Below are 23,553 nucleotides of genomic sequence, written 5' to 3' on the forward strand. Positions count from 1 at the left end.
CTGCCACGGTTTGTAAGGTCACCCGACCAAAGCGGGGACTGTCATGACTGTCACGCCAATGATGGCGCAATATCTCGAGATCAAGGCCGCCCACGAGGGCGCGCTTTTGTTTTATCGAATGGGCGACTTTTACGAGATGTTTTTTGACGACGCAGTTGCGGCGGCTGAAGCTCTGGACATTGCTCTGACGAAACGGGGCAAACATGACGGCAATGACATTCCCATGTGCGGCGTTCCGGTTCACGCCGCCGAAGGCTATTTGTTGACGCTCATCCGCAAGGGATTTCGCGTCGCGGTTTGCGAACAGATGGAAAGCCCCGCAGAGGCCAAAAAACGTGGATACAAATCCGTCGTCAAACGCGACGTCGTCCGATTGGTCACACCCGGCACCCTGACCGAAGACTCGTTGCTCGAAGCGCGGCGCCACAACTTTCTGGCCGCATTTGCGGAGGTGCGCGGGGAATGCGCATTGGCCTGGGTCGACATTTCCACGGGCGAGTTTCGCGTAATGGCGATGGATTCGGTCATGTTAGGGCCTGAATTGGCACGTTTGGCCCCGTCAGAATTGATTGTGGCCGACAGCAAAGAAACGGAACTGAGGCCCGTTGTCGAAGATTTCGGAATCCCTCTGACCGCGATTGGCCGCGCGGCGTTTGACAGCACGGGCGGCACAGAACGGTTGTGTGCGTTGTTCAAGGTATCGGCGCTGGACGGGTACGGCACCTTCACCCGGGCCGAAATCGGCGCGATGGGTGCCGTCATTGACTATCTCGACATGACTCAGAAGGGGAAGCTGCCCCTGTTGCGCCCGCCACAACAAGAGGCGCAAGCCAGAACGGTTCAGATCGATGCGGCAACGCGCCGGAACCTTGAGTTGACATCCGCCCTGTCCGGTGGGCGAAACGGATCGCTCCTGGCGGTTATGGATCATACGGTCACAGCCGCTGGCGCACGCTTGCTTGAGGGGCGTCTTTCGTCCCCTTCCCGTGTGTTAGAGACGATATCAGCACGGATAGAGGCCGTGGACTACTGCGTGAACAACGCAAGCTATACACAAACAACCCGCTCCAACTTGCGCAGCGTCCCGGACATGAACCGAGCCTTGTCCCGCCTGTCGCTTGACCGTGGCGGGCCCCGCGACCTTGTCGCGTTGCGCAATGGACTGACCCAAGCACAGGTGCTCAACGAAACAGCGCCATCCGATCTGCCTGAATTATTGACCAAGGCCATCGCTGATCTGGCTGGACATGAGAGCCTCATCGATCGGCTGGACAATGATCTCGTAGCAGAACCTCCCCTGCTGGTGCGCGATGGCGGTTTCATCGCAACCGGATGCGACCCGGACCTGGACGAAGCACGACAACTGCGCGACGAAGGTCGGTCGGTGATCGCGCAATATCAGCAGAACTATGCGACCCAAAGCGGGATCCAATCCCTCAAGATCAAACACAACAACGTCCTTGGGTACTTCATCGAAGTCACGGCAACCCATGCGGAAAAAATGCTGTCTGAACCGCTCAGCAACACGTTCATTCATCGCCAAACCACAGCCAATCAGGTCAGGTTCACCACAGTCGAACTGTCCGAGCTGGAAACCAAAATCCTGAACGCAGGCGGACGGGCGCTGGAGATCGAAAAGCGGCTCTATGAAAACCTGAGGGTCCTTGTCACGGATCTTGCCCCGCAAATTGCCGAAACTGCGCGCGCTTTGGCCGAGATTGACCTGGCCACCGCCCTCGCCCATCTGGCCACGACGGAGAACTGGTGCAAGCCGACCCTCGACACCTCCCGTGCGTTCGAAGTTACGGGCGGCAGGCATCCGGTTGTCGAAAAAGCGCTCCGCCATCAGGGCGGCGCGGCGTTCATCGCAAATGATTGTAGCCTGTCTGCGGAAAACGATGCCGCCATCTGGCTTTTGACCGGGCCGAACATGGCCGGAAAGTCGACATTCCTGCGGCAAAACGCATTGATCACGATATTGGCGCAAATGGGCAGCTTTGTGCCGGCAACTTCCGCGCATATCGGTTTGGTCAGCCAAATTTTCAGCCGGGTCGGAGCATCGGATGATCTGGCGCGCGGGCGATCGACCTTTATGGTCGAGATGGTCGAAACCGCTGCGATCCTGAATCAGGCCGATGATCGCGCGCTTGTCATCCTCGATGAAATTGGGCGCGGCACGGCGACATATGATGGGCTGTCCATCGCTTGGGCCACGCTCGAACACCTGCATGATGTCAACAGATCGCGCGCGCTCTTTGCCACGCATTATCATGAAATGACCGCCCTTGCGTCGAAATTGGCGGGCGTGGAAAACGCGACCGTGGCCGTCAAGGAATGGGACGGCGAGGTTGTTTTCCTCCACGAGGTGCGGCGCGGCGCTGCCGACCGATCCTACGGCGTGCAGGTGGCGCAACTTGCGGGCTTGCCGCCAGCCGTTATCGCCCGTGCCCGCGTCGTGCTCGAAGCACTGGAGTCCGGAGAAAGAGAAGGCGGCGTCGCTCAGAAAACGTTCATCGATGATCTACCTCTGTTTTCGGTGAACCCCGCCCCGGTCGTGGCAAAACACGCCCCTTCCCCTGCGCTGGATATGCTGCAAGAGATTCATCCGGACGAACTGACCCCCCGTGACGCGCTGAACCTGATCTACAAACTGAAAGACGCGGCCAAATCCTGACCGCGTCTACGAGTTCTTTAGATGTACAGACGTGTTAACCGGCAGGTGTAGACGACACCCCGACTTGCGCCGGACGCAGCAGCCGATCGTGGAGCATGAACCCTTCGGCTGCGACCTGAATGATATCGCCTGCCTTGGTGCCGGGAACGGGTGCTTCGAACATGGCCTGGTGGTGTTGCGGATCAAAGCGATCACCAACCTCGGGCGCGATGATTTCGATGCCGTGCTTTTTGAACACGTTCAGCAGCTCGCGCATGGTCAGTTCGATGCCTTCAAGCAGCGGGCCGGCGACGCCGCGTTGCTCTTCGGATGTGGTCTCAAGGGCGCGCTTCATGTTGTCGTAAACCGGGAGCATATCGCGGGCCAGTTTCGAGCCGCCATAATTCTCGGCTTCTCGCCGGTCCTTGTCTGACCGCTTGCGCGCATTTTCCGCATCCGCAAGTGCGCGCATGAAGCGGTCTTTCAGCTGATCCCGCTCTGCGCGCAGTTGATCCAACTCCAGGGCTTCATCATCGATTTCAGCCATGTCTTCCGCAAATTCTTCATCTTCGGCGATTTCAATATCGTCCAGAAAATCGTCATTCCTAGGCTCTGCCATGTTTTACCTTTCACTGCGGTCCGTCAGCATCCGCCCGACCAGCTGCGCTGTGTAGTCTACAATCGGAACGATCCGCCCATAATTGAGCCGCGTGGGCCCAATAACGCCAACCGCACCGATAATCTTACGGTCCGCGTTCATATAAGGGGAAACCACCAAAGAGGAACCCGAAAGTGAGAAAAGTTTGTTCTCTGAGCCGATAAAAATGCGTACGCCGTCGCCTTCTTCGGTCAGGTTCAGGAACTCAGCGATGTCGCGTTTGCGTTCCAGATCGTCAAAAAGGCTTCTGATACGGTCGAGCTCCTCCGCTTCCGCAGAATCGGTGAGCAAATTGGCGCGGCCTCGTACAATCAAACGATCCGGCGTTTCGCCCTCACCTTCCCAGGATGCCAAACCACTTTCAACCAAGGCCTGCGACAGCGAATCGATCTCCTGCCGCCGCTGCGCGATCTCTGTTTGGACGATTGTACGCACCTCGGTCAGCGTGCGTCCTTCGATGATGGCATTCAGAAAATTCGCAGCCTCGCGCATGGATGAAGGGGTTTGCCCGGGCGGCGGCTGGAACAGCCGGTTTTCCACATGCCCATCGCCAAACACCAGAACGACCAGTGACTGATCCGGACCCAGCATCACGAATTCCAGGTGCTTGATCGGCGCTTCATATTTCGGCGTCAGAACCAGAGACGCGCCATGTGTGACCCCCGACAGCGCGGAACCAACCCGATCCAGCAGACTGTTCACATCCCGCTCGTTCGAGCCAAGCGTCGCATCAATCTTTTCCCGATCTGATTCGTCCGGTACGCCGACCTCAAGCAGGCCATCGACAAACATACGCAAACCCTGTTGCGTCGGAATGCGACCCGCGCTGACATGGGGGCTGTTCAGCAATCCCATGAATTCCAGATCCTGCATGACATTGCGGATCGTCGCCGCACTGACACGCTCGCTGAAGTCACGTGTGAGCGTGCGTGACCCCATCGGATCACCCGTCGACAGATAGCCTTCGACGACACGTCGAAACACTTCGCGCGACCTGTCGTTCATCTCGTCGAGTAGTTTTTGCGTATCGGTCATGTGACCCACTTAAAAGCCGCGAAAATCAAAGGTCAATCGGGGTTGCAACGCCACCCGTCCGGGCGGTATCCCGACGCAACAAGAAAAGGATCACCTCATGCGTCCCTCTGGAAGACAGTTAAGTGAAATGCGCCCCGTTTCAATCGAAACCGGGTTCACAAAACATGCCGAAGGGTCCGCCCTGATCAAGATAGGCGATACGCATGTCCTGTGTACAGCAACGATCGAAGATCGTGTGCCGCCTTTTATCAAGGGATCCGGACTGGGATGGGTTACAGCCGAATACGGCATGCTGCCTCGTGCAACAAACACGCGGATGCGCCGCGAAGCCACATCCGGCAAACAAGGGGGCCGCACCGTTGAAATCCAGCGGTTGATCGGGCGATCCCTGCGCGCCGGCGTTGATCGCGTCGCCCTTGGCGAACGTCAGATCACCGTGGACTGCGATGTGCTGCAAGCCGATGGCGGCACGCGCTGTGCCTCGATCACCGGTGGTTGGGTCGCCCTGCGCCTTGCCGTGAACAAGCTGATGAAAGCCGGCGATGTGGTCAGTGACCCACTGATCTCTCCCGTTGCGGCTGTGAGCTGTGGCATCTATGCGGGCCAACCGGTGCTTGACCTCGATTATCCCGAAGACAGCGAAGCGGGTGTCGACGGCAACTTTATCATGCTCGGCAATGGCCAGCAGATCGAAGTCCAGATGAGTGCGGAAGGCTCCACATTCTCTCGGGACCAGATGAACCAACTGCTTGATCTGGCTGAAAAAGGCGTTGGCGAACTGGTGGCAGCCCAACACGCGGCTTCGGCATGACACGCCGGTTCGATGGCGACCGGATTTTGGTCGCCACTCACAACGCGGGCAAGCTGGAAGAGATGACGGAACTGTTTGCCCCTTTTGGCGTAACGGTCGTGGGCGCGGCAGAGATGAACCTGCCGGAACCCGATGAGACGGAAACCACATTCGAAGGCAACGCCCGGATCAAAGCGGTTGCCGCAGTGAAAGCCACCGGAATGCCTGCACTGTCGGACGATTCAGGGATCGAGGTTGCCGCACTGGACGGCAGGCCCGGTGTCTATACCGCCGACTGGGCCGAGACGCCCAATGGCCGGGATTTCATGATGGCAATGGAGCGGACCCACTCCGAACTGGAAGCCGTCAATGCCGCTCACCCCCGCCAGGCCCGATTTTGCTCGACGCTGGTTCTGGCCTGGCCGGATGGGCACGAAGAGATATTCGAAGGCACCGTTGATGGCACGTTGGTCTGGCCCGTGCGTGGCGCCCTCGGCCACGGCTATGATCCGATGTTTCAACCCGTGGGCCACGATCGCACCTTTGCCGAAATGACCCATGACGAGAAAAACGCGATCAGCCACAGGGCCGACAGTTTCAAGAAACTGATCGCAGGCTGTTTTGGCTGAGGATTGGGAAGCCGGAGGGTTCGGGCTTTATGTGCACTGGCCGTTCTGCGCCGCCAAATGCCCCTACTGCGACTTTAACAGCCATGTCACACGTAGCGTCGACCATGCGGCATGGCGCGTCGCGCTTGTCGACGAAGTCAAACGTTTGGGTAAAGAAACACATGGGCGCGTTTTGCGTTCGGTGTTTTTTGGCGGGGGCACGCCCAGCCTGATGGAGCCAGCCACCGTTGGTGCCATCCTAGATACGGTTCATGCAGTATGGCCAACAGCCAATGATCTGGAAGTCACGCTGGAAGCCAACCCAACCTCCGTCGAAGCCTCAAAGTTTGCCGACTTCCACCACGCAGGCGTCAACCGCGTATCAATGGGCATTCAGGCGCTGAACGATCCGGACCTTCGCGCATTAGGACGTCAGCACAGCGCACGCGAGGCATTGGCCGCTTTTGATATCGCACGACGTGCGTTTGAGCGCGTCAGTTTTGATCTGATGTATGGACGGCAAAACCAATCCCTCTCCGATTGGGAAACAGAGTTGTCGTCTGCGCTTGCGTTGGGTTTGGACCATGTCTCGCTGTATCAACTGACTATCGAGGGCGGGACAGCCTTTGGCGATCGTTACAAGGCCGGGAAACTACGCGGTTTACCGGATGAAGATCTGTCGGCAGATATGTATGCGCTCACACAAGATATATGTGCCTCCCACAACATGCCGCGGTATGAAGTCTCCAACCACGCAACGGACGGGAATGAGTCACGGCATAATCTGGTTTATTGGCGATACGGCGACTATGTGGGAATTGGCCCCGGCGCACATGGCAGGATAACCGCAGAGGGCGTCAGGCAGGCAACCGAACAAACGCGCATGCCGAGCGCATGGCTGTCAGGCGTTTCACGTGAAACTCGCGAAAACCTGAGCGGCACAGACCAGGCCAGCGAGTTTCTATTGATGGGTCTCCGGCTCACCGAAGGTGTGAGCAAACAGCGGTTCACCAATCTGGCGGGATACGCCCTGAACGAGGATAAAATCGCTCATCTCGTTGATCTCGGGATGATTTCCAACACCAAAGATCGAATTGTTGTTACCAATCAAGGGTTTACGGTGTTAAACGGCATTCTCAGAGAGCTATTGGGAGCTTAGCTGCTTAATCTCCGGCACAGATCATCCAACTCGTCCAATGAGGTGTAATGAAGAGTCAGCTGCCCCGCTTCCCCGTTCGGCGCATGGGTCAACGACACCTTCACTCCCGTCGCGGCAGACAGGTCGCTTTCAAGCGCGCGGGTATCTGCATCCTTTTCGGTTGTCTTGTTTGAAGCACGCGCACGGCCCGAGTCTTCTCCAGTTTGACCGGAAGATTTTTTAACCAAGGCTTCCGTCTGACGCACTGAAAGCCCGCCGGCGATAATCTTTTTCGCCAGCGCCTCGGGATCCGTTGCCGTTATCAAAGCACGGGCATGGCCCGAACTCAGTTCGCCTTTGAGGACGTTATTCTGTATCGACGGCGGCAAATTCAACAATCTCAGCAAGTTGGCAATATGGCTACGGCTCTTGCCCAAAGCCTCCGCCAGCTTTTCCTGTGTATGGCCAAAGCGATCCATAAGCTGTTTGAAGCCGGCCGCTTCTTCAATCGGGTTCAGGTCCGCACGTTGGATATTCTCGATGATCGCAACTTCCAGAACTTCGGTATCCGTAAAATCACGAACGATAACCGGCAGCTCGTGCAATTGCGCCTGTTGCGCCGCCCGCCAACGACGTTCCCCTGCAACGATTTCGAAACTTTCACCGACAGGGCGCACGATCAAAGGCTGCAACACACCCTTTTCGCGGATTGATGCGACGAGATCATCCAAAGGCGCAGCTTCAAACTGTTTGCGCGGTTGGTCAGGGTTTGGTCTTATCCGCTCGATCGGGATCATTTGATCCCACGAAGTGCCGGTCGACGGTCGCGTTTGCGGCTCACTCACATCGGCCATCAAAGCGGACAAACCACGCCCCAGACCGCGTTTCTTATCATTGCTTACCATGTCCTACACCCCTACTTTCGTATTGTTCGCAACCAATTCTTGCGCCAATTGGCGATACGCCATCGCGCCCTTGGATGCAGTATCGTAATTCAGAACCGGCATCGCAAAGGACGGAGATTCACTCACGCGCACATTCCGTGGGATAAGGGTTTTGAACACAACATCGCCCAAATTGTCCCGGGCGTCCTGTTCCACCTGAAGTGACAAGTTGTTTCGCGCGTCGTACATCGTCAAAACCACGCCTTCGATCCGCAGATCAGGGTTCCCAGCCTGGCGTACCTCACGAATGGTCAACATCAATTGTGACAGGCCCTCAAGCGCGAAAAACTCGCTTTGAAGCGGAACCAAAACAGAATGCGAGGCAATCATTGCATTAACGGTCAGCAAATTCAGCGACGGAGGACAGTCGATCAACACGTAATCAAAGTTGAATTGATCCATCTTTGGCTGCCGCAATGCGTCATGAAGCAAAAAGCTGCGTTTTTCGTTTGAAATCAAGTCAATGTCAGCAGAACTCAGATCGACCGTCGCTGGCACAATCGAAATATTTCGAAACCGCGTCTTTACGATTACATCCTCGAGAGCGACATCATCGAGCAACAAATCATAAGTGGTAAACGTACGATCATCCGTTTCGATTCCAAAGCCGGTTGACGCGTTTCCCTGCGGATCCAAATCAATGACCAGAACGGAAAAACCCATTTCCGCCAGTCCGGCGGCAAGATTCACGGCCGTTGTTGTTTTTCCGACGCCGCCTTTCTGATTTGTAATGGAGATGATTTTTGGTCCTGGTGGCCGCGTTGGGTCAGACACGTTGAATATCCCTTATTTTCAGAATAGCTGCTTCAGGACTGGTTTTACTCAGGACAGCATCGCACAAAAACAGCCAGTTCTTACGCGCATCTTCGACTTCAGCCTTCCATCTTGCGCCCTTCATAAACACCCCAAGGCCCCCCGGCGCAAGATGACGAAACGACATTTCGATCAAGCTGTTGAGATCCGTCAACGCTCGGGCAGACACGACATCTGCATTCTGAACTTCAATCATTTCGATACGCTTAGCCGAAACATTGATGGAAACCTCAATTTCACGCGCACATGCGCGCAGAAAGGTGGCCTTTCGTTGATCGCTTTCGACGAGGGTCAGGTTCAAAGGCTCATTCCAACCTTCGGCCAAAATTGCGAGAACAACACCGGGTAGCCCTCCACCACTACCAAGATCAACCCATTTACCTTGCGTCTGTTGGTAAATCTGTGCGGAATCCCAAATATGGCGCTCAGAAATGTCTTCTATCGTAGACTTTGAAATTAAATTGATCTTGCGGGTCCACTTTTCCAACAAGTTTTTGTAGGTTTCCAACTTCTCCAATGTTTCACGTGAAACATCGCGTGAAAACCACTGCGGAACTTCAATCATGCTGACTTCTTTTCAAGAAACTTGATACGCCCCAAGACAAGAGCCAAGCCAGCAGGGGTCATTCCATCGATTCGACCTGCTTGGGCGAGATCAGACGGCCGAACTTTCTCCAGCTTTCCTTTCAGTTCAGAAGACAAGCCCGAGACATCCGCATAAGAAAAATCTGCTGGTATCGCGTGTTTTTCATCTTTCCGGAGCTTCGCGACATCTTTTTTCTGTCTGTCGATATAGGTAGCATACAACGCGTCACGCGATAACTGCTCGGAAATTTGTGGTGAAATGTCCGAGAAATCAGAATTCAATGCTTTCACGTCGTCAAAAACGACGTCCGGGAAGGCCAACAATTGGAACGCCGACCGTTTTGTGCCATCTTGATTAATCTGGATGCCAGATTCAAGAATTTGCTTTGGAGAATAGAGATGTTCTGTCAAAAGAGCCCTTCCTGCATCCAGCAACGATTTCTTTTTCAAAAAGGCTGTCCGTCGCTCTTCTCCGACACAACCCAGTGTAAGACCAAATTCTGTCAACCGCTGGTCTGCGTTGTCCGCGCGCAAAGACAGTCTGAATTCTGCCCGCGAGGTAAACATGCGATAGGGTTCGCTCACGCCGCGCGTCGTCAGATCGTCGATCATCACGCCAATATAGCTTGTGTCGCGACGGAAATAGACCGGTTCACCGCCTTGCGCCGCCCTTGCAGCGTTCAGTCCCGCTACAATCCCTTGGGCGGCAGCCTCTTCATACCCAGTTGTTCCATTGATCTGTCCGGCTAGAAATAGCCCTGGAACAGCGCGAACGCCTAGCGTCGCCTCCAGCGCGCGTGGATCAACATAATCATATTCTATTGCATAACCTGGCTGAAGTATCTCAGCTGCTTCTAAACCCGCAATCGAGCGGACATAGTCCACCTGCACATCCTCAGGGAGTGAGGTAGAAATACCGTTGGGATAGACCGTGTGGTCATTAAGCCCTTCAGGTTCAAGGAAGATCTGGTGCGAGTCTTTATCGGCAAACCGGACAATTTTATCTTCGATGGACGGGCAGTACCTTGGACCGACTCCATCTATATGTCCGCCATACATCGCAGAACGTTCGAGATTTTTACGGATAATATCATGAGTTCGGGAATTTGTATGCGTGATCCCGCAATCAACCTGTGGCAGCGGCGCGCTCTCAGAAAGGAAAGAAAACAAAACCGGTTCGTCGTCAGCTGCCTGAACTGATAGCTGATCCCATGCAATTGTACGACCATCCAGCCGCGGCGGTGTTCCGGTTTTCAATCGTCCCAGAGGGAGGCCAAAGCTATCCATCCGGTCCGCGAGTTTTGAAGACGCCTTATCACCCATGCGACCACCGGAGTAGGATTTGTCCCCGATATGAATAACACCACGCAAAAATGTGCCGGTTGTCAGTATGACGGAATCTGCCGTTAACTCGGACCCATCGCCCAATATAACCCCGTTCACACGATCTTTTGTCATCAGAAAATCAGTAACTTCTCCAACGATAACTGAAAGGCTCGCGGTGTTTTCCATGATATACTGCATTTCACGCTGATATACGCGCCGATCTGCTTGTGTGCGCGGGCCCTGTACCGCGGGCCCCTTCCGTCTGTTCAGAAGTCGAAACTGGATACCAGATGCGTCCGCAACACGACCCATGATCCCGTCCAAAGCGTCAATCTCACGGACAAGATGCCCTTTACCCAAGCCTCCGATGGCGGGATTGCACGACATCACGCCAATACCTTCGCGTTTCATCGTGATGAGCGCGGTGGACGCACCCATGCGCGCGGACGCATGTGCAGCTTCACAGCCGGCGTGCCCGCCCCCGATCACGATGACATCGAATTGTTTCACGTGAAACACTCCATCACTTGCCAAGACAAAAACTGGCGAAAATCTCATCCAGCAGGTTTTCTACATCCACCCGACCAACAACAGCTTCAAGCGCTCGAATCGCAAAGCGGATTTCTTCCGCAGCAATATCATAGTGGTCCGGTCCAGCGCCAACCCACTCTTGTGCAATTTGCAGATTGTTCAACGATTGCTGCATTGCAATGCTATGCCGTTCATGGGTGACCAATCCTGCGCCCATCGTCCGTTTACTCAACTCTCCGGCCACATGATCAATCAACTCAGTCATACCTTGACCTGTCACACCAGATATGGCGGGAACTTCGTCTGTTCGTTGATCCGCCTTCGGAGCGAGAACCAAGTCACCGGACTGAACATCTATGCGCAACGTTTCCCCCGGTTCTTTCAGGAATATCCTAAGATCAGCATGTTCTGCTCGGGCAATCGCTTTCTCTATTCCCAAGGCCTCCACCTCATCCTCACCGTCGCGCAGTCCAGCTGTATCAAGCAGCGTCACGGGAATGCCCCGCATATCCATCCGAACTTCGATAATATCGCGCGTTGTTCCCGCGCGCTGCGAGGTAATTGCTGCGTCCCGGCGCGCCAGCGCATTCAGTAAGGTCGATTTCCCAGCGTTGGGTGGGCCAACAATCGCAACCTCAAATCCCGTACGGATGCGTTCGGCAGCTGAAAAACCATTCAGTTGCTGAGCAATATCATCTCGGACAGCGTGCAGCAGTCCGATCACTTCCGGGCTGACATCGACAGGAACATCTTCATCCGCAAAATCTATCGTCGCCTCGACGAGAGCGGCGGCCCGGATGAGCTTGGATCGCCATTCTTCGATACGATGCCCCAGGTCGCCGGACATGCCACGCATCGCTTGAACGCGCTGTGCTTCGGTCTCGGCCTCGATCAGATCCGCAAGCCCTTCGACCTGGGCAAGATCCATCTTGTTGTTTTCCAGTGCCCGACGGGTGAACTCGCCTGGTTCCGCCAACCTTGCGATACCCAAACCAAGGGTCCGCAAAACTATGGCAACAACCGCGATGCTTCCGTGAAGATGTAGCTCGACCGTATCTTCGCCCGTGAAACTGCCTGGGCCGGGAAATTTGAGCACAAGGGCACGATCCAGTACCTCCCCATCCACGCCAACCAAAGCACGTAGTTCCGGAGCCCGACCCGTTGGTAGCGTACTACACAAAGTTTTCGCAGCGTCGAAGGCCCGTGGCCCAGAAATTCGAATCACGGCAACGCCCGCCCTGCCCTGCGCAGTGGCAAGTGCAAAAATCGTATCCATGCCGATCACTCCAGGAGTGTGTCAGGTGTTCATTGAATCGAAGAAATCCGAGTTCGTCTTGGTCTGTTTGAGCTTCGAGATCAGGAACTCGATGGCGTCCGTTGTGCCCATCGGGTTGAGAATCCGGCGCAGCACGAATGTTTTGGCCAGATCGACCTTGTCGACCAACAAGTCTTCTTTCCGCGTACCAGACTTGAGAATATCGATGGCGGGGAAAACGCGCTTGTCCGCAATCTTGCGATCCAAAACGATTTCAGAGTTACCCGTGCCTTTGAATTCTTCAAAGATCACTTCGTCCATCCGACTGCCCGTGTCGATCAGTGCTGTCGCAATGATCGTGAGCGAGCCACCTTCTTCGATATTCCGCGCCGCGCCAAAGAAACGCTTTGGTCGCTGAAGTGCATTTGCATCGACGCCACCCGTCAGAACTTTACCCGACGATGGAACAACAGTGTTGAATGCTCTACCAAGTCTTGTGATTGAGTCCAAAAGAATAACAACATCTCGTTTATGCTCCACCAGCCGCTTTGCTTTTTCGATCACCATTTCAGATACGGCAACGTGGCGGGTCGCGGGTTCGTCGAAGGTTGAGCTGACAACTTCGCCTTTCACCGAACGCTGCATGTCCGTCACTTCTTCGGGTCGTTCGTCGATCAGCAGGACAATCAGGTAACATTCAGGGTGGTTCTTGGCGATGCTGCTGGCAATGTTCTGCAGCAAAACCGTTTTACCCGTCCGCGGAGGGGCGACGATCAAAGACCGCTGGCCCTTGCCGATCGGCGCCACCAGATCGATGATCCGCGCCGATCTGTCCTTTGTCGCAGGGTCATCCGTCTCCATCGTCATCCGTTCGTCCGGATAAAGCGGCGTCAGGTTGTCAAACGCGATCTTGTGTTTCACCTTTTCAGGATCTTCGAAGTTGATACGCGTCGCGTTCGTCAGGGCGAAATAGCGTTCGGCATCGTCCGGTGCTTTGATAACACCCTCGATCGTGTCCCCGGTCCGCAGGGAGTATTGGCGAATCATTTCGGGCGAAACATAAATGTCATCCGGCCCGGGCAGGTAGTTCGCCTCGGGCGAGCGCAGGAATCCGAACCCATCTTGCAGCACCTCGAGCACACCGTCGCCGGAGACTTCCCATCCCTCGTCCGCGCGTTCGCGCAGGATCTGGAACATCATTTCGCCTTTACGCATGGTCGAGGCGTTTTCGATCTCAAGCTCTTCGGCCATATCCAGCAGATATTTCGGGCTTTGCGCTTTGAGTTCAGCGAGGGCGAGGCGTTCTGTTGTCATGATAATACTCATAGCCCGCCTCTCGAGGGGCGGTGCGGTTCAAACTGGTATGTTGGCTATATGCCGATCCCCGGACGGGGTGCATGGATGCAGATAGGGGTACATTCCACAGGAGTCAACGTTTTCAGAATTTCACGACCACGGAAAGCACGATGAGCACCATCAATACTGTCGGAACCTCGTTCATCATGCGGTAGCCGCGCCCGGACTTGATCGGCCCACCCGCTGCAAAAGCCTTGCGTTGCGCGCCTAACCACCCATGGAAGCCTGACATGGCCAATATCCCTGCAAGCTTCGTCCAGGGCCACACTGCGCTCCAATCGACGACACCGGGGATCAGGACAAGCCATATGCCAAACAGCCATGTGGAAACCATCGCCGGGTTCATGATCACCTTGAGCAGCTTGTATTCCATGGTCTGAAACAGCTCATGAGTCTGGCCTTCCAGCCCAACCTGCTCTGCGTGGTAGACATACAGACGCGGGAGATAGAACAGCGCAGCCATCCAGGCGATGACCGACATAATATGAAATGCCTTGATCCACGGATAAAGCGAGATGATCAGATCAAACATGATGGACGGCCCTAAGTTCGGGCCCACCCTAATAATAAATATATAAGATAGAAAAGATGATGATTTGGTAGTGTCGGCAATTTCTGTGGATTATCGACTTTTACCGCGTGTTATCCCCCTTGTGGACAAACGTGGATCATCACCGCGGACTCCGAGGATAGATCAAAAAATCCCATATATAACAACATCATACGTAACTCTTATGCAGGAAAGGGTTGGAATATCTTGGTGGATTGTTTTGTATAAACAGTTTTTTGCACGGCAGCAAAGTTATCCTTACCCGCAAAGGATATATTTGGCCAAAGTCACCAGAGTTGCCAAGTTTATGGCTGGGCTTGGTACAATTCGTCTTTTATCCCTAAGCACACAGGCTGCCGTCCTCAGCACTTCACAGGGTTACCCACATGTCTATCCCGCTCATCCTTGCCTCAGGCTCAGAGATCCGTGCCGTGTTGTTGCGCAACGCAGGGCTTGATTTCAAACAAATCATCGCTCGCATTGATGAACAAAGCATTAAGCAGGCCTTGCAAGCGGAAGAAGCCCCCCCGCGCGACATTGCAGATGCCCTTGCAGAGATGAAAGCGCGCAAGGTCGCAGACAAGCATCCCGAGGCAATGGTCATCGGCTGCGATCAGGTCCTGTCCTTTGAGGGCGACTTGCTATCCAAACCGCGCGATCCCGAGGATGCTCGCAAACAATTGCAAACTATGCGAAAAAAGCGGCACGCCCTTTTATCTGCTGCTGTCATCTACCACGATGGTCGGCCGATCTGGCGGCACGTGGGTCAGGTCCGTCTCAGGATGCGGGATGTTTCGGACGCCTATATAGACGGCTATGTAGACAGAAACTGGGATCAGATTCAGCATTGTGTTGGCGCTTATCAACTGGAAGCCGAGGGTGTTCGGCTGTTTCACAGCATTGAGGGGGATTACTTTCATGTCCTTGGTATGCCACTTTTGGAACTGCTGGCGTTCCTGACGCTGCGCGGGGTCATCGAAGGATAGTGAGCAACACGTCATGACAGGTAAAATTCCACTGGCCGGCGTGATCGGATCCCCGATTGCGCACAGCAGGTTGCCGCAGATTCACAGACATTGGCTCAAGACATACGGGCTTGCAGGCGCGTATATTCCGATGGATGTCAGCTCCGCAGATTTGCGCGAGGTTTTGACTGTGTTACCCAAGGCTGGCTTTGTCGGTGTGAACATCACAATTCCGCATAAGGAAGCTGTTCTGGAAATGGCCGATGTCGTTACCGATCGCGCCACGTTGATTGGGGCGGTCAACACGCTGATATTCCGGAATGACGGCACAATTCACGCAGATAATACAGATGGTTACGGGTTTCTGGAAAATCTAAAATCAGGCGCGCCGGATTGGATGCCGTCTGCCGGGCCTGCAACCGTTCTGGGGGCCGGCGGTGCCGCCCGTGCGGTGGTCGTTTCCTTGCTGGATGCGGGCGTTCCGGAAGTGCTGTTGACCAACAGAACCCGCATTCGGGCGGAGAAGCTGGCGGATGATTTTGGCAACCGGGTCACAGTCGTCGACTGGGTGCACGCGGCCAATATTCTCGAGGAGTCCGCGTTGATCGTGAATACCACGTCATTGGGAATGATCGGCAAGCAGGAGATGCGCGTGCCGCTGGATGGATTGCGGAGCGGCACTGTTGTCACAGACCTCGTTTACACCCCGTTGCGCACCAACTTGTTGGTCGCGGCGGAACATGCAGGCTGTGTGACTGTTGATGGCTTGGGCATGCTGTTGCATCAGGCCGTTCCGGGATTTGAGCGGTGGTTCGGAACACGCCCGACGGTCGACAGCGCCACGCGCGCGGCAGCTTTGCGATGACGTTCAAACTTGGTTTGACGGGCTCCATCGGTATGGGAAAGTCCACCACGGCACAGATGTTTGTCGATCTGGGCTGCGATCTATGGGACGCCGATGCCGCCGTGCACCGCCTATACGCCTCCGGAGGGGCGGCCGTAGCGCCAATGAAAGCGGCCTTTCCAAGCGCCATTGTAGATGGTGCCGTGTCCAGGGAGGCATTGATGGAAATCATATCGAAGGATCCAAGCGCCCTGCCCCGGATCGAAACCATCGTGCATCCGCTGGTGGCCCAAGACCGGATGGCGTTCACCACACAGGCAAAATCCGAGATTATCGTCTTCGATATCCCGCTTTTGTTCGAAACTGGCGGCGACCAACGCATGGATGCCACGGCTTGTGTGTACGTCCCGGACGATGTTCAGGAACAAAGGGTCCTGGAGCGTGGAAAGATGACGCAGGCTCAGTTTTTGGCAATCCGGGCGAAACAGATGCCCAGCTTGGAAAAATGCGCGCGCGCGGATTATGTTATCGAAACAGATACGCTTGAGCATGCGCAATCGCAGGTGCAAGATATCGTAGACCAAATCAAGGCAGAGCTGCGCGATGCGTGAAATCGTACTGGATACGGAAACCACTGGATTCGACCCTTTTTCCGGAGACAGAATCGTTGAGATTGGCGCAATTGAGCTGATCCGGCACGTGCCGACAAAGAACGTCTTCCACGAATATATCGATCCTGAACGGTCCATGCCGCAAGAAGCCTTCGAGGTTCATGGCCTCGGAGACGACTTTTTGCGCGGAAAACCCAAATTCGCAGAGGTCGGTCAGAAATTTCTGGATTTCGTGGGCGATGCCAAGCTGGTCATTCACAATGCCGCCTTCGACATGAAATTCCTCAACGCGGAGCTCAAATGGCTGAATTTGCCGCAACTGCCCTTCGATCAGGCCATTGATACGCTGGAAATTGCCCGTCGGCGTTTTCCGGGCTCGCCTGCATCGCTTGATGCGCTTTGCCGTCGCTTCGGGATTGATAACTCATCGCGCACACTGCACGGGGCACTTCTGGACAGTGAAATTCTGGCGGAAGTTTACCTTGAGTTGATTGGCGGGCGGCAGCCTGATTTCGGCCTGTCGACTTCGTCCGGGCAATCCAATGCAGCCCGGTCCGAAGGTGGCTGGACACCCTCACCACGCCCTGTCCGGCTGAAACCGCGGATTTCTGATGCAGAAAAATCAGCTCACGAAGCATTTGTCGCCAAGCTTGGCGATACGACGCTCTGGACCAACTAAAAAACCCGGCAGCGGTGCCACCGGGTTCAATGTCTTGATCGTGCTTAGTTCAAAGATGGTTTATCAGCCGTTTCAGCCGACGCTTCCGCGGCTTGACGCTTCGCAATCTCATTGCGGTAAAGCGAAACAAAATCAATCGTTTCAAGATTGAGAGGTGGGAAGCCCCCATCGCGGGTGATGTCGCTGACCACACGACGCAGGAACGGGAAAATCATCCGTGGGCATTCGATCAACAAGAACGGATGCATCTGAGCGTCTGGTACGTTGTCGATGAAAAAGAGACCGACATAGTCAACCTCAAGCACGAACAGAACGGCTTCGCTCTCCTTGTCTTTCGACGTGACGTTCAGCTTGATCGAAGCTTCGTATTGCTTGTCCTGTGACCGCTTTTTCGCATCGAGGTTCACCTGAACCTGAACGTCGGGCTGCATTTCGGACGTTGCACCCTTCTGCGCCACGATGTTTTCGAATGAAATATCGCGAATGAACTGTCCCAACACGCGCATTTGCGGTTGGGCGGGCGGGGTCGCTTGTTCTTCTGCCATTGTGAAATTCTCCAAGGGGCATTCAAATTTGGTGTCTGGTAACAGCTTGGCGACCGGGCCTCAATCCTTCGTCCAACCGGACGGACCCCGGTTTTCATTCGATTCAGGCGGAACTTCGGAATATTCCGCGTCAATCACGTCAGATTGACGCTTTTGAGGGCCGCCCCCGGTCGAGAATGTCTGTACCTTCACGCGTGCGCGCGCCCAGTTGAACACGGCCAGACGGACACTCGGTACCAAAAGCGCAAAACCGACGGCATCCGTAAAAAACCCTGGCGTCAGCAAAAGGGCGCCGGAAAACAGGATCATCGCACCATGTGCCAGTGCCTCGCTTGGATCGTTCATCTGTTCAAATGACGATTTTACGCGTGAAAGGGCCTCTAAACCTTGTTTCCGAACCAAATACGTCCCTAAAATCGCAGTAACCACCACAATCAAGAGTGTCGGTGCGAGACCAATCGCACCGCCAACCTGAATGAACAGAGCGATTTCGATCAATGGAACAGCGATAAACGCTATCAATAACCACATATGTGACATCCTTTCCTTAAGCTCATTCCAGAGCCACGGTGGACTTGATGCCACCTACCACCTACATAAGAGCACTGACAGGGTGATGCCACCCAAGCCCGCATAATGAGGTATGAATGAACTCTCCGCTGATTCAGTTGTTGGTCCTGGCCGGGATCGCCGTCTTCTTAATCTTGCGCCTGAAAAACGTGCTGGGCACAAGGGACGGGTTCGAACAACCACCCGTTCCGAAAAACGAGTCCAGCCAGAAGGTGCGCCCTGATCTGGAAGTGATCGAAGGGGGTCCGGATCTGGACATCACAGATCACGTTCCCGAAGACAGTGAAGCTGCCAAAGCGCTGGCTGCGATGAAACGCGCCGAGCCGTCCTTTCACGTCGCCGATTTTCTTCAGGGTGCGCGCGGTGCCTATGAGATGATCGTCATGGGGTATGAGCGCGGCGAACTGTCTGAAATTCAACCGTTCTTGTCCGAGGATATCTACGAGTCATTTGTCGATGGCGTCGCCGCCCGCGAAGATCAGGGTTTGACGATTGAATCTGACTTCATTGGAGTGCGCGAGATCAAGTTGGTCGATGCGACATTTAACGATGCCACGAATGAGGCCGAATTGACGATTCGCTTTGTCGCCGAGTTGACCTCAGTCGTCCGCGATCAGGGCGGAGATATCATCGAGGGCAGCCCAACTGAGGCCAAAAAGCAGAAAGACACCTGGTCTTTTGCTCGAAAAATGGGGGCTAACGACCCAAATTGGCTGTTGGTGGCTACAGACGCGTAATCCGGGCTGCCCTGGGTGCTTTTCTTGCGACCAGCCTCATGTCTCATGAGGCTGGTGCTGACGTGAAGTACACCGTTGTGGACTATGCAGACCTTGACGGTTGGAAAGAGGATGACCATGCCGCCGCGCTCAAGGTCTTTCTCAACACATGCCAGGACATGAACGATCCCGACTGGACAGCGCTGTGTGCTCTGGCGAATGACGGACCGGACCCGCGTACATTTTTCGAACTGTTTTTTCGAGCGGTTTTGATTGAAGACAAGGCCGACCCGTTGTTTACCGGATATTTCGAACCGGAACTTGATGGCTCTTTGCGTCGGACCGATCGGTTTCGATATCCTGTTTACGCAATGCCCAGCGAAGCGCGCGTCTTGCGACCATGGTTATCGCGCCGGGAAATTCTGGCAACGGATATTATGGCGGGTCGCGGCCTTGAGATTGCGTGGGTCGACGATCCGGTCGAGCTGTTTTTTCTTCAAATTCAGGGGTCTGGCCGTATTCGACTGCCCAACGGGCGCAATCTGCGGGTGGGATACGCGGGTGCGAACGGACATGAATACAGATCCATCGGAGCGGAATTGGTGCGACGCGGCGTCTATGAGCCGCATCAGGTCAGCGCGCAGGTCATCAAGAATTGGGTGCGGCGAAACCCGGCCGAAGGTGAAGAGTTATTGTTCCACAGCCCATCCTACGTGTTCTTCCGTGAGGTCAGCGAAGTCCCGTCAGATCGCGGGCCTTTGGGGGCGATGAACCGATCTGTAACAACCCTGCGCTCTATCGCTGTCGATCCGGCCTTCGTGCCGCTCGGAGCTCCGGTTTGGCTTGAAAAAGACGGCGAGGTCCCGTTGCGCCGTCTGATGATCGCTCAGGACACCGGGTCCGCGATCAAGGGCGCCCAGCGGGCGGATGTCTTTTTCGGAACCGGCGATGCAGCTGGCCGCAAAGCCGGGAAGCTGCGTGATCCCGGGCGGATGATGGTGCTTATGCCGATCCAGCGCGCCTATGCCTTGCTGCCGGAAAACGCGATATGACCCGGCGGCGTCTGCGCCCCGAAGAGGAAGAGCTTTGGCGGAAAGTCACCGCCAACGCCGAACGCCTGCATCCGGAAAAGCCCTTTGAGCCAAGCGATTTTGTCACACCAACACCCGCACCCAAAGCCAAAAGGCGTATATTTGACGCCGTTGAAAAAACCATTATCGGACCGGCAGAGAAACCCCGCACTCAAGTGAGCCTCACCCCACCCATCAGTGATCAAGTTGCCGGGGCACAGGTCAACATGGACCGCAAGGCTTATGGCAGGCTGCAACGCGGCAAGTTACGACCTGAGGGAAAGATCGATTTACACGGCATGACGCTGGATCGTGCACACCCCGCGCTGACCCGTTTTATCCTGAGCGCGCAGGGGCAGGGTAAACGTTTGGTCCTCGTGGTGACGGGCAAAGGCAAGCAGCGCGACGATGGCGGCCCAATCCCTGTGCGTTTTGGCGTTTTGCGCCATCAAGTGCCACAGTGGCTTGGCCTGCCGCCGCTGTCCTCGGCCATTTTGCAAGTGACGCAGGCACATGTGCGCCACGGCGGAAGCGGGGCCTATTATGTCTATCTACGCAAGAACCGGTAAGTCCGCGCGCGCCTTTCGGATGCCGATCCACATCACAACGCTCGTGAATACGAAATAGACGGCGACTCCGATATACTGCGTTGTCAGTGCCACATTGAAGTCGATCAATATGCCCGTCAGTCCCGGACCAATGGCCGACCCGAGCACCATGACTGCAGTCGCCATCGCCTTGATCGACCCAATATGTTGGGTGCCATAGAATTCAGCCCAGAACGCATTGGGCAATGTCGCGTTCATCCCTGTTGTCAGCGCCATAAAGACGAAGCCAATCGCCAGGTGGGGCAACGAGGTTGCGGTGGCGAAGATGAGAAAAGCCAAAATCATCGGCAATTGATAGAGCGGCATCAGCCGGGCGGTCCCAAATCGATCCAGCGCGATACCTGACAGGATCATCGCGCCGATACCCATGACCGTATAAAGGGGAAACAGAGATACCAGCGACAGATGGGACCACCCCTTGATCTCGGCGAAATAGACCTGATGAAAGAAGAACGCCGTGTTGAATGCCGATGGGCCAAGGATGGCGGGCACCATGAACCAAAAGAGCGGATTATGTAATGTGGTGCGCCGGGTCCAATGCAGCCCTCGCATGCCGGTGCTTTGGTTTTCGGACGCCATCGATTGTGGCGTGCGTTCTGTGCGCAACAGGGCCAGCAAAACGGGAATGCCAATCAGGGCAACCACCGCGGCTCCTACCCAGAGCAACCGCCAGGGCCAGATCGTCAGCAACGCCACAAAGGCCAGCGGCAACACCGCTTCTCCGAGGGAAAACCCGAGGGTGGCGATGGCCAGAGCTTTGCCCCGTGTGGCGACAAACCAGCGTGCCATGGCGACAATGGCGATATGACTGCACATGCCCTGACCTGTCAGTCGCAATGCAAAGATTACGAAGGGCAGCAAAGCGGCATAGGGGTTGATGGCCATCGCAAGACAGGACGCTGCCAGGAGGGCCAGAACGAGAACGCCAAGGCTGCGCGCGCGCCACCGGTCCGTCAGACCGCCGGCCCAGATCATGACACCGGCGGAGGCGGTTGTGCCAATCGAATAGATGGCGCCCCAGCTGCCGTGTGATAGGTCGAAATCCGACTGTATTTGCGCGGCAAAGATCGAGATGAAATAGGTTTGGCCAAAAGACGACAAAAGCGTCAGCAAACCGCCTGCGGCCAACCAGCGGCTGTTCTGGCTTAGAAATGCGGCCAGACGAGGCTGGGACGGGTGTGCCACGGCGGGGCTTTCGAGGATTGGGCTGCTGTAGAGCGTCAAAAAAGGCGCTGCAGGGTTGATTCCATTGCTCGATCTTTGCGCCCATCAGCCCGACATGAAAAGCCCGGCGGACCGGAAATCTCCAAGGTCAGGGCATTTGGCCCATCAATTTCGGGCCAAATGCAACTGTCAGAGCACGTAGCGGCTGAGATCTGTGGATTTCGCCAGTTCGCCCAGATGCTGTTCGACAAAGGCGGCATCCACGGTAATGGATTCGCCCTCGCGGTCCGGGGCGTTGAAAGACAGCTCTTCGAACACGCGTTCCAGAACCGTGTACAGGCGTCGTGCCCCGATGTTTTCAACCGACAGATTGACCTCTGCCGCGATGCGGGCCAGGGCACGGATGCCATCGGTTTCAAACGTGACAGTCACGCCTTCGGTCGCCATCAGCGATGAATACTGCAAGGTCAACGCGTTGTCTGTTTCCGTCAGGATGCGAACAAAGTCGTCTTCGGTGAGGGCGCGCAACTCAACCCTGATCGGCAATCGTCCTTGCAATTCAGGCAGCAGGTCTGACGGTTTGGCGATATGGAACGCCCCGGAAGCGATAAACAGGATATGGTCCGTTTTGACCGGCCCGTGTTTTGTGCTCACGGTTGTACCTTCGATCAGCGGCAACAGATCGCGCTGCACGCCTTCGCGGCTGACATCGCCACCGCGCGCGTCAGATCGGGCGCAAACCTTGTCGATCTCATCCAGAAAGACGATTCCGCTTTCCTGAACGGCCTCCAGCGCGCTTTTGGTCACGGTCTCATCATCCAGCAGCTTGTCGGCCTCTTCGCCGATCAGCACATCATAGCTTTGCGCGACGGTCAGCCGTTTGCGAACGGTACGCCCTCCCATGGCTTTGCCAAAGATTTCGCCCAGGTTCATCATGCCCATGTTTCCGCCGGGTTGGCCGGGAATATCCATGGTGGGGAACGGGTTGGACGTATCGGCGACGTCCAGTTCGATAACGGTATCGTCCAACTCTCCCGAGCGAAGCTTTTTGCGGAACATCTCGCGGGTACCATCGCGGGCATCCGTACCTGCGATAACGTCGATCACACGCTCTTCGGCAGCTTTCTTGGCGTTTGCCTTGACGTCTTCGCGCATGTGGTCGCGGGTCATCGTGATGGCGCTGTCGACCAGATCGCGAATGATCTGCTCCACGTCGCGCCCGACATAGCCGACTTCTGTGAACTTCGTCGCCTCAACCTTGAGGAACGGCGCGCGGGCCAGTTTTGCCAAACGGCGGCTGATTTCGGTTTTGCCAACGCCGGTGGGGCCGATCATGAGGATGTTCTTGGGGAAAACCTCGTCTCGCAGGTCATCAGACAGTTGCTTGCGCCGCCAGCGACTGCGCAAGGCCACGGCAACGGCGCGCTTGGCGTCGGCCTGTCCAATAATGAACCGGTCGAGTTCCGAGACGATTTCACGAGGGGTCAGGTCAGTCACATTGAAGCCGATCTTGTTACTAAAGTGCGCACCCTACCTATG

24 protein-coding genes are annotated in these 23,553 nt (G+C 55.6%); 11 read left to right on the top strand and 13 right to left on the bottom strand.

Translation table 11 applies throughout. The features are described from left to right. Positions 1–43: 43 nt before the first annotated feature. The gene (gene mutS, locus LC354_RS05445) at positions 44–2,674 is read left to right on the top strand and encodes a DNA mismatch repair protein MutS (RefSeq protein ID WP_223421839.1); all 2,631 of its coding nucleotides are present in this window, start codon (positions 44–46) and stop codon (positions 2,672–2,674) included. A gap of 34 nt (positions 2,675–2,708) precedes the next feature. Here mutS and LC354_RS05450 read toward each other — a convergent pair whose 3' ends face one another. Together LC354_RS05450 and hrcA are read right to left on the bottom strand one after the other, a co-directional pair. Then, positions 2,709–3,272 carry a nucleotide exchange factor GrpE gene (locus LC354_RS05450; RefSeq protein ID WP_223421840.1) on the bottom strand — a complete coding sequence of 188 codons (564 nt, stop codon included), beginning with the start codon at positions 3,270–3,272 and terminating at the stop codon, positions 2,709–2,711. A gap of 3 nt (positions 3,273–3,275) precedes the next feature. Then, positions 3,276–4,346, bottom strand: a complete 1,071-nt coding sequence (gene hrcA / locus LC354_RS05455) for a heat-inducible transcriptional repressor HrcA (protein WP_223421841.1) — start codon at positions 4,344–4,346, stop codon at positions 3,276–3,278. A gap of 97 nt (positions 4,347–4,443) precedes the next feature. Here hrcA and rph point away from each other — a divergent pair, with 97 nt between their 5' ends. The 3 genes from rph to hemW are packed head-to-tail and all read left to right on the top strand — an operon-like array spanning position 4,444 to position 6,903. Further along, positions 4,444–5,157 carry a ribonuclease PH gene (rph, locus tag LC354_RS05460; RefSeq protein ID WP_223421842.1) on the top strand — a complete coding sequence of 238 codons (714 nt, stop codon included), beginning with the start codon at positions 4,444–4,446 and terminating at the stop codon, positions 5,155–5,157. Then, positions 5,154–5,765, top strand: coding sequence for an RdgB/HAM1 family non-canonical purine NTP pyrophosphatase (gene rdgB / locus LC354_RS05465; RefSeq protein ID WP_223421843.1), 612 nt, complete (start codon positions 5,154–5,156; stop codon positions 5,763–5,765). The genes rph and rdgB overlap by 4 nt, the downstream gene beginning before the upstream one ends. Then, positions 5,758–6,903: a radical SAM family heme chaperone HemW gene (gene hemW, locus LC354_RS05470; RefSeq protein ID WP_223421844.1), complete on the top strand. Its 1,146-nt coding sequence runs from the start codon at positions 5,758–5,760 to the stop codon at positions 6,901–6,903. Before rdgB ends, hemW begins: the two co-directional genes overlap by 8 nt. Here the strand turns inward: hemW and LC354_RS05475 are convergent. From LC354_RS05475 to hemJ, 7 genes are all read right to left on the bottom strand, one after another. Then, positions 6,900–7,787: a ParB/RepB/Spo0J family partition protein gene (locus LC354_RS05475; RefSeq protein ID WP_223421845.1), complete on the bottom strand. Its 888-nt coding sequence runs from the start codon at positions 7,785–7,787 to the stop codon at positions 6,900–6,902. The two genes, hemW and LC354_RS05475, sit on opposite strands and share 4 nt — an antisense overlap. A 3-nt stretch (positions 7,788–7,790) precedes the next feature. Continuing rightward, positions 7,791–8,600 carry a ParA family protein gene (locus tag LC354_RS05480; RefSeq protein ID WP_223421846.1) on the bottom strand — a complete coding sequence of 270 codons (810 nt, stop codon included), beginning with the start codon at positions 8,598–8,600 and terminating at the stop codon, positions 7,791–7,793. Continuing rightward, on the bottom strand, positions 8,593–9,204 hold the full coding sequence (rsmG, locus tag LC354_RS05485) for a 16S rRNA (guanine(527)-N(7))-methyltransferase RsmG (RefSeq protein WP_223421847.1): 612 nt from the start codon (positions 9,202–9,204) through the stop codon (positions 8,593–8,595). Before rsmG ends, LC354_RS05480 begins: the two co-directional genes overlap by 8 nt. Then, the gene (mnmG, locus tag LC354_RS05490; RefSeq protein ID WP_223421848.1) at positions 9,201–11,069 is read right to left on the bottom strand and encodes a tRNA uridine-5-carboxymethylaminomethyl(34) synthesis enzyme MnmG; all 1,869 of its coding nucleotides are present in this window, start codon (positions 11,067–11,069) and stop codon (positions 9,201–9,203) included. Before mnmG ends, rsmG begins: the two co-directional genes overlap by 4 nt. 4 nt (positions 11,070–11,073) lie before the next feature. Beyond that, positions 11,074–12,357: a tRNA uridine-5-carboxymethylaminomethyl(34) synthesis GTPase MnmE gene (mnmE, locus tag LC354_RS05495; RefSeq protein ID WP_223421849.1), complete on the bottom strand. Its 1,284-nt coding sequence runs from the start codon at positions 12,355–12,357 to the stop codon at positions 11,074–11,076. Between the two features lie 21 nt (positions 12,358–12,378). Continuing rightward, entirely contained in the window at positions 12,379–13,650 is a 1,272-nt protein-coding gene (rho, locus tag LC354_RS05500) for a transcription termination factor Rho (protein WP_223421850.1), read from the bottom strand. Between the two features lie 124 nt (positions 13,651–13,774). Continuing rightward, on the bottom strand, positions 13,775–14,224 hold the full coding sequence (hemJ, locus tag LC354_RS05505) for a protoporphyrinogen oxidase HemJ (RefSeq protein WP_223421851.1): 450 nt from the start codon (positions 14,222–14,224) through the stop codon (positions 13,775–13,777). Between the two features lie 404 nt (positions 14,225–14,628). On the opposite strand from hemJ, the gene LC354_RS05510 reads away from it, so the two are divergent. From LC354_RS05510 to dnaQ, 4 genes are read left to right on the top strand one after another with little or no spacing between them, the layout of a single operon-like run. Continuing rightward, entirely contained in the window at positions 14,629–15,228 is a 600-nt protein-coding gene (locus tag LC354_RS05510) for a Maf family protein (RefSeq protein ID WP_223421852.1), read from the top strand. 13 nt (positions 15,229–15,241) lie between these two features. Next, positions 15,242–16,072 (top strand): shikimate dehydrogenase, encoded by an 831-nt coding sequence (locus LC354_RS05515; protein WP_223421853.1) that lies wholly within the window; start codon positions 15,242–15,244, stop codon positions 16,070–16,072. Then, a complete protein-coding gene (gene coaE, locus LC354_RS05520) occupies positions 16,069–16,662 on the top strand; it encodes a dephospho-CoA kinase (protein ID WP_223421854.1) in 594 nt (197 codons plus the stop codon). Before LC354_RS05515 ends, coaE begins: the two co-directional genes overlap by 4 nt. After that, entirely contained in the window at positions 16,655–17,341 is a 687-nt protein-coding gene (dnaQ, locus tag LC354_RS05525; protein WP_223421855.1) for a DNA polymerase III subunit epsilon, read from the top strand. Before coaE ends, dnaQ begins: the two co-directional genes overlap by 8 nt. Before the next feature lie 44 nt (positions 17,342–17,385). Here dnaQ and secB read toward each other — a convergent pair whose 3' ends face one another. Together secB and LC354_RS05535 are read right to left on the bottom strand one after the other, a co-directional pair. Further along, entirely contained in the window at positions 17,386–17,886 is a 501-nt protein-coding gene (secB, locus tag LC354_RS05530; RefSeq protein ID WP_223421856.1) for a protein-export chaperone SecB, read from the bottom strand. Between the two features lie 60 nt (positions 17,887–17,946). Next, positions 17,947–18,417: an FxsA family protein gene (locus LC354_RS05535; protein WP_223421857.1), complete on the bottom strand. Its 471-nt coding sequence runs from the start codon at positions 18,415–18,417 to the stop codon at positions 17,947–17,949. Between the two features lie 116 nt (positions 18,418–18,533). Between LC354_RS05535 and LC354_RS05540 the strand changes: the two genes are divergently transcribed. Genes LC354_RS05540 through LC354_RS05550 form a run of 3 tightly spaced genes read left to right on the top strand, consistent with a single transcriptional unit; the run spans position 18,534 to position 20,811 of the window. Then, positions 18,534–19,193 (top strand): Tim44/TimA family putative adaptor protein, encoded by a 660-nt coding sequence (locus LC354_RS05540; RefSeq protein WP_223421858.1) that lies wholly within the window; start codon positions 18,534–18,536, stop codon positions 19,191–19,193. 38 nt (positions 19,194–19,231) lie between these two features. Further along, positions 19,232–20,224, top strand: coding sequence for a murein transglycosylase A (gene mltA / locus LC354_RS05545; RefSeq protein ID WP_223421860.1), 993 nt, complete (start codon positions 19,232–19,234; stop codon positions 20,222–20,224). Continuing rightward, positions 20,221–20,811, top strand: a complete 591-nt coding sequence (locus LC354_RS05550) for a Smr/MutS family protein (protein WP_223421862.1) — start codon at positions 20,221–20,223, stop codon at positions 20,809–20,811. The genes mltA and LC354_RS05550 overlap by 4 nt, the downstream gene beginning before the upstream one ends. Here LC354_RS05550 and LC354_RS05555 read toward each other — a convergent pair. Both LC354_RS05555 and hslU read right to left on the bottom strand, forming a co-directional pair. Further along, complete coding sequence (locus tag LC354_RS05555; protein ID WP_223421864.1) at positions 20,794–22,035, bottom strand: MFS transporter; 1,242 nt, start codon at positions 22,033–22,035, stop codon at positions 20,794–20,796. The genes LC354_RS05550 and LC354_RS05555 overlap by 18 nt on opposite strands. Positions 22,036–22,203: 168 nt before the next feature. Next, positions 22,204–23,511 (bottom strand): ATP-dependent protease ATPase subunit HslU, encoded by a 1,308-nt coding sequence (hslU, locus tag LC354_RS05560; RefSeq protein ID WP_223421865.1) that lies wholly within the window; start codon positions 23,509–23,511, stop codon positions 22,204–22,206. Between the last annotated feature and the right edge of the window lie 42 nt (positions 23,512–23,553).

The organism is Tateyamaria pelophila (assembly GCF_019966495.1).
Classification (GTDB): Bacteria; Pseudomonadota; Alphaproteobacteria; order Rhodobacterales; family Rhodobacteraceae; genus Tateyamaria; species Tateyamaria pelophila.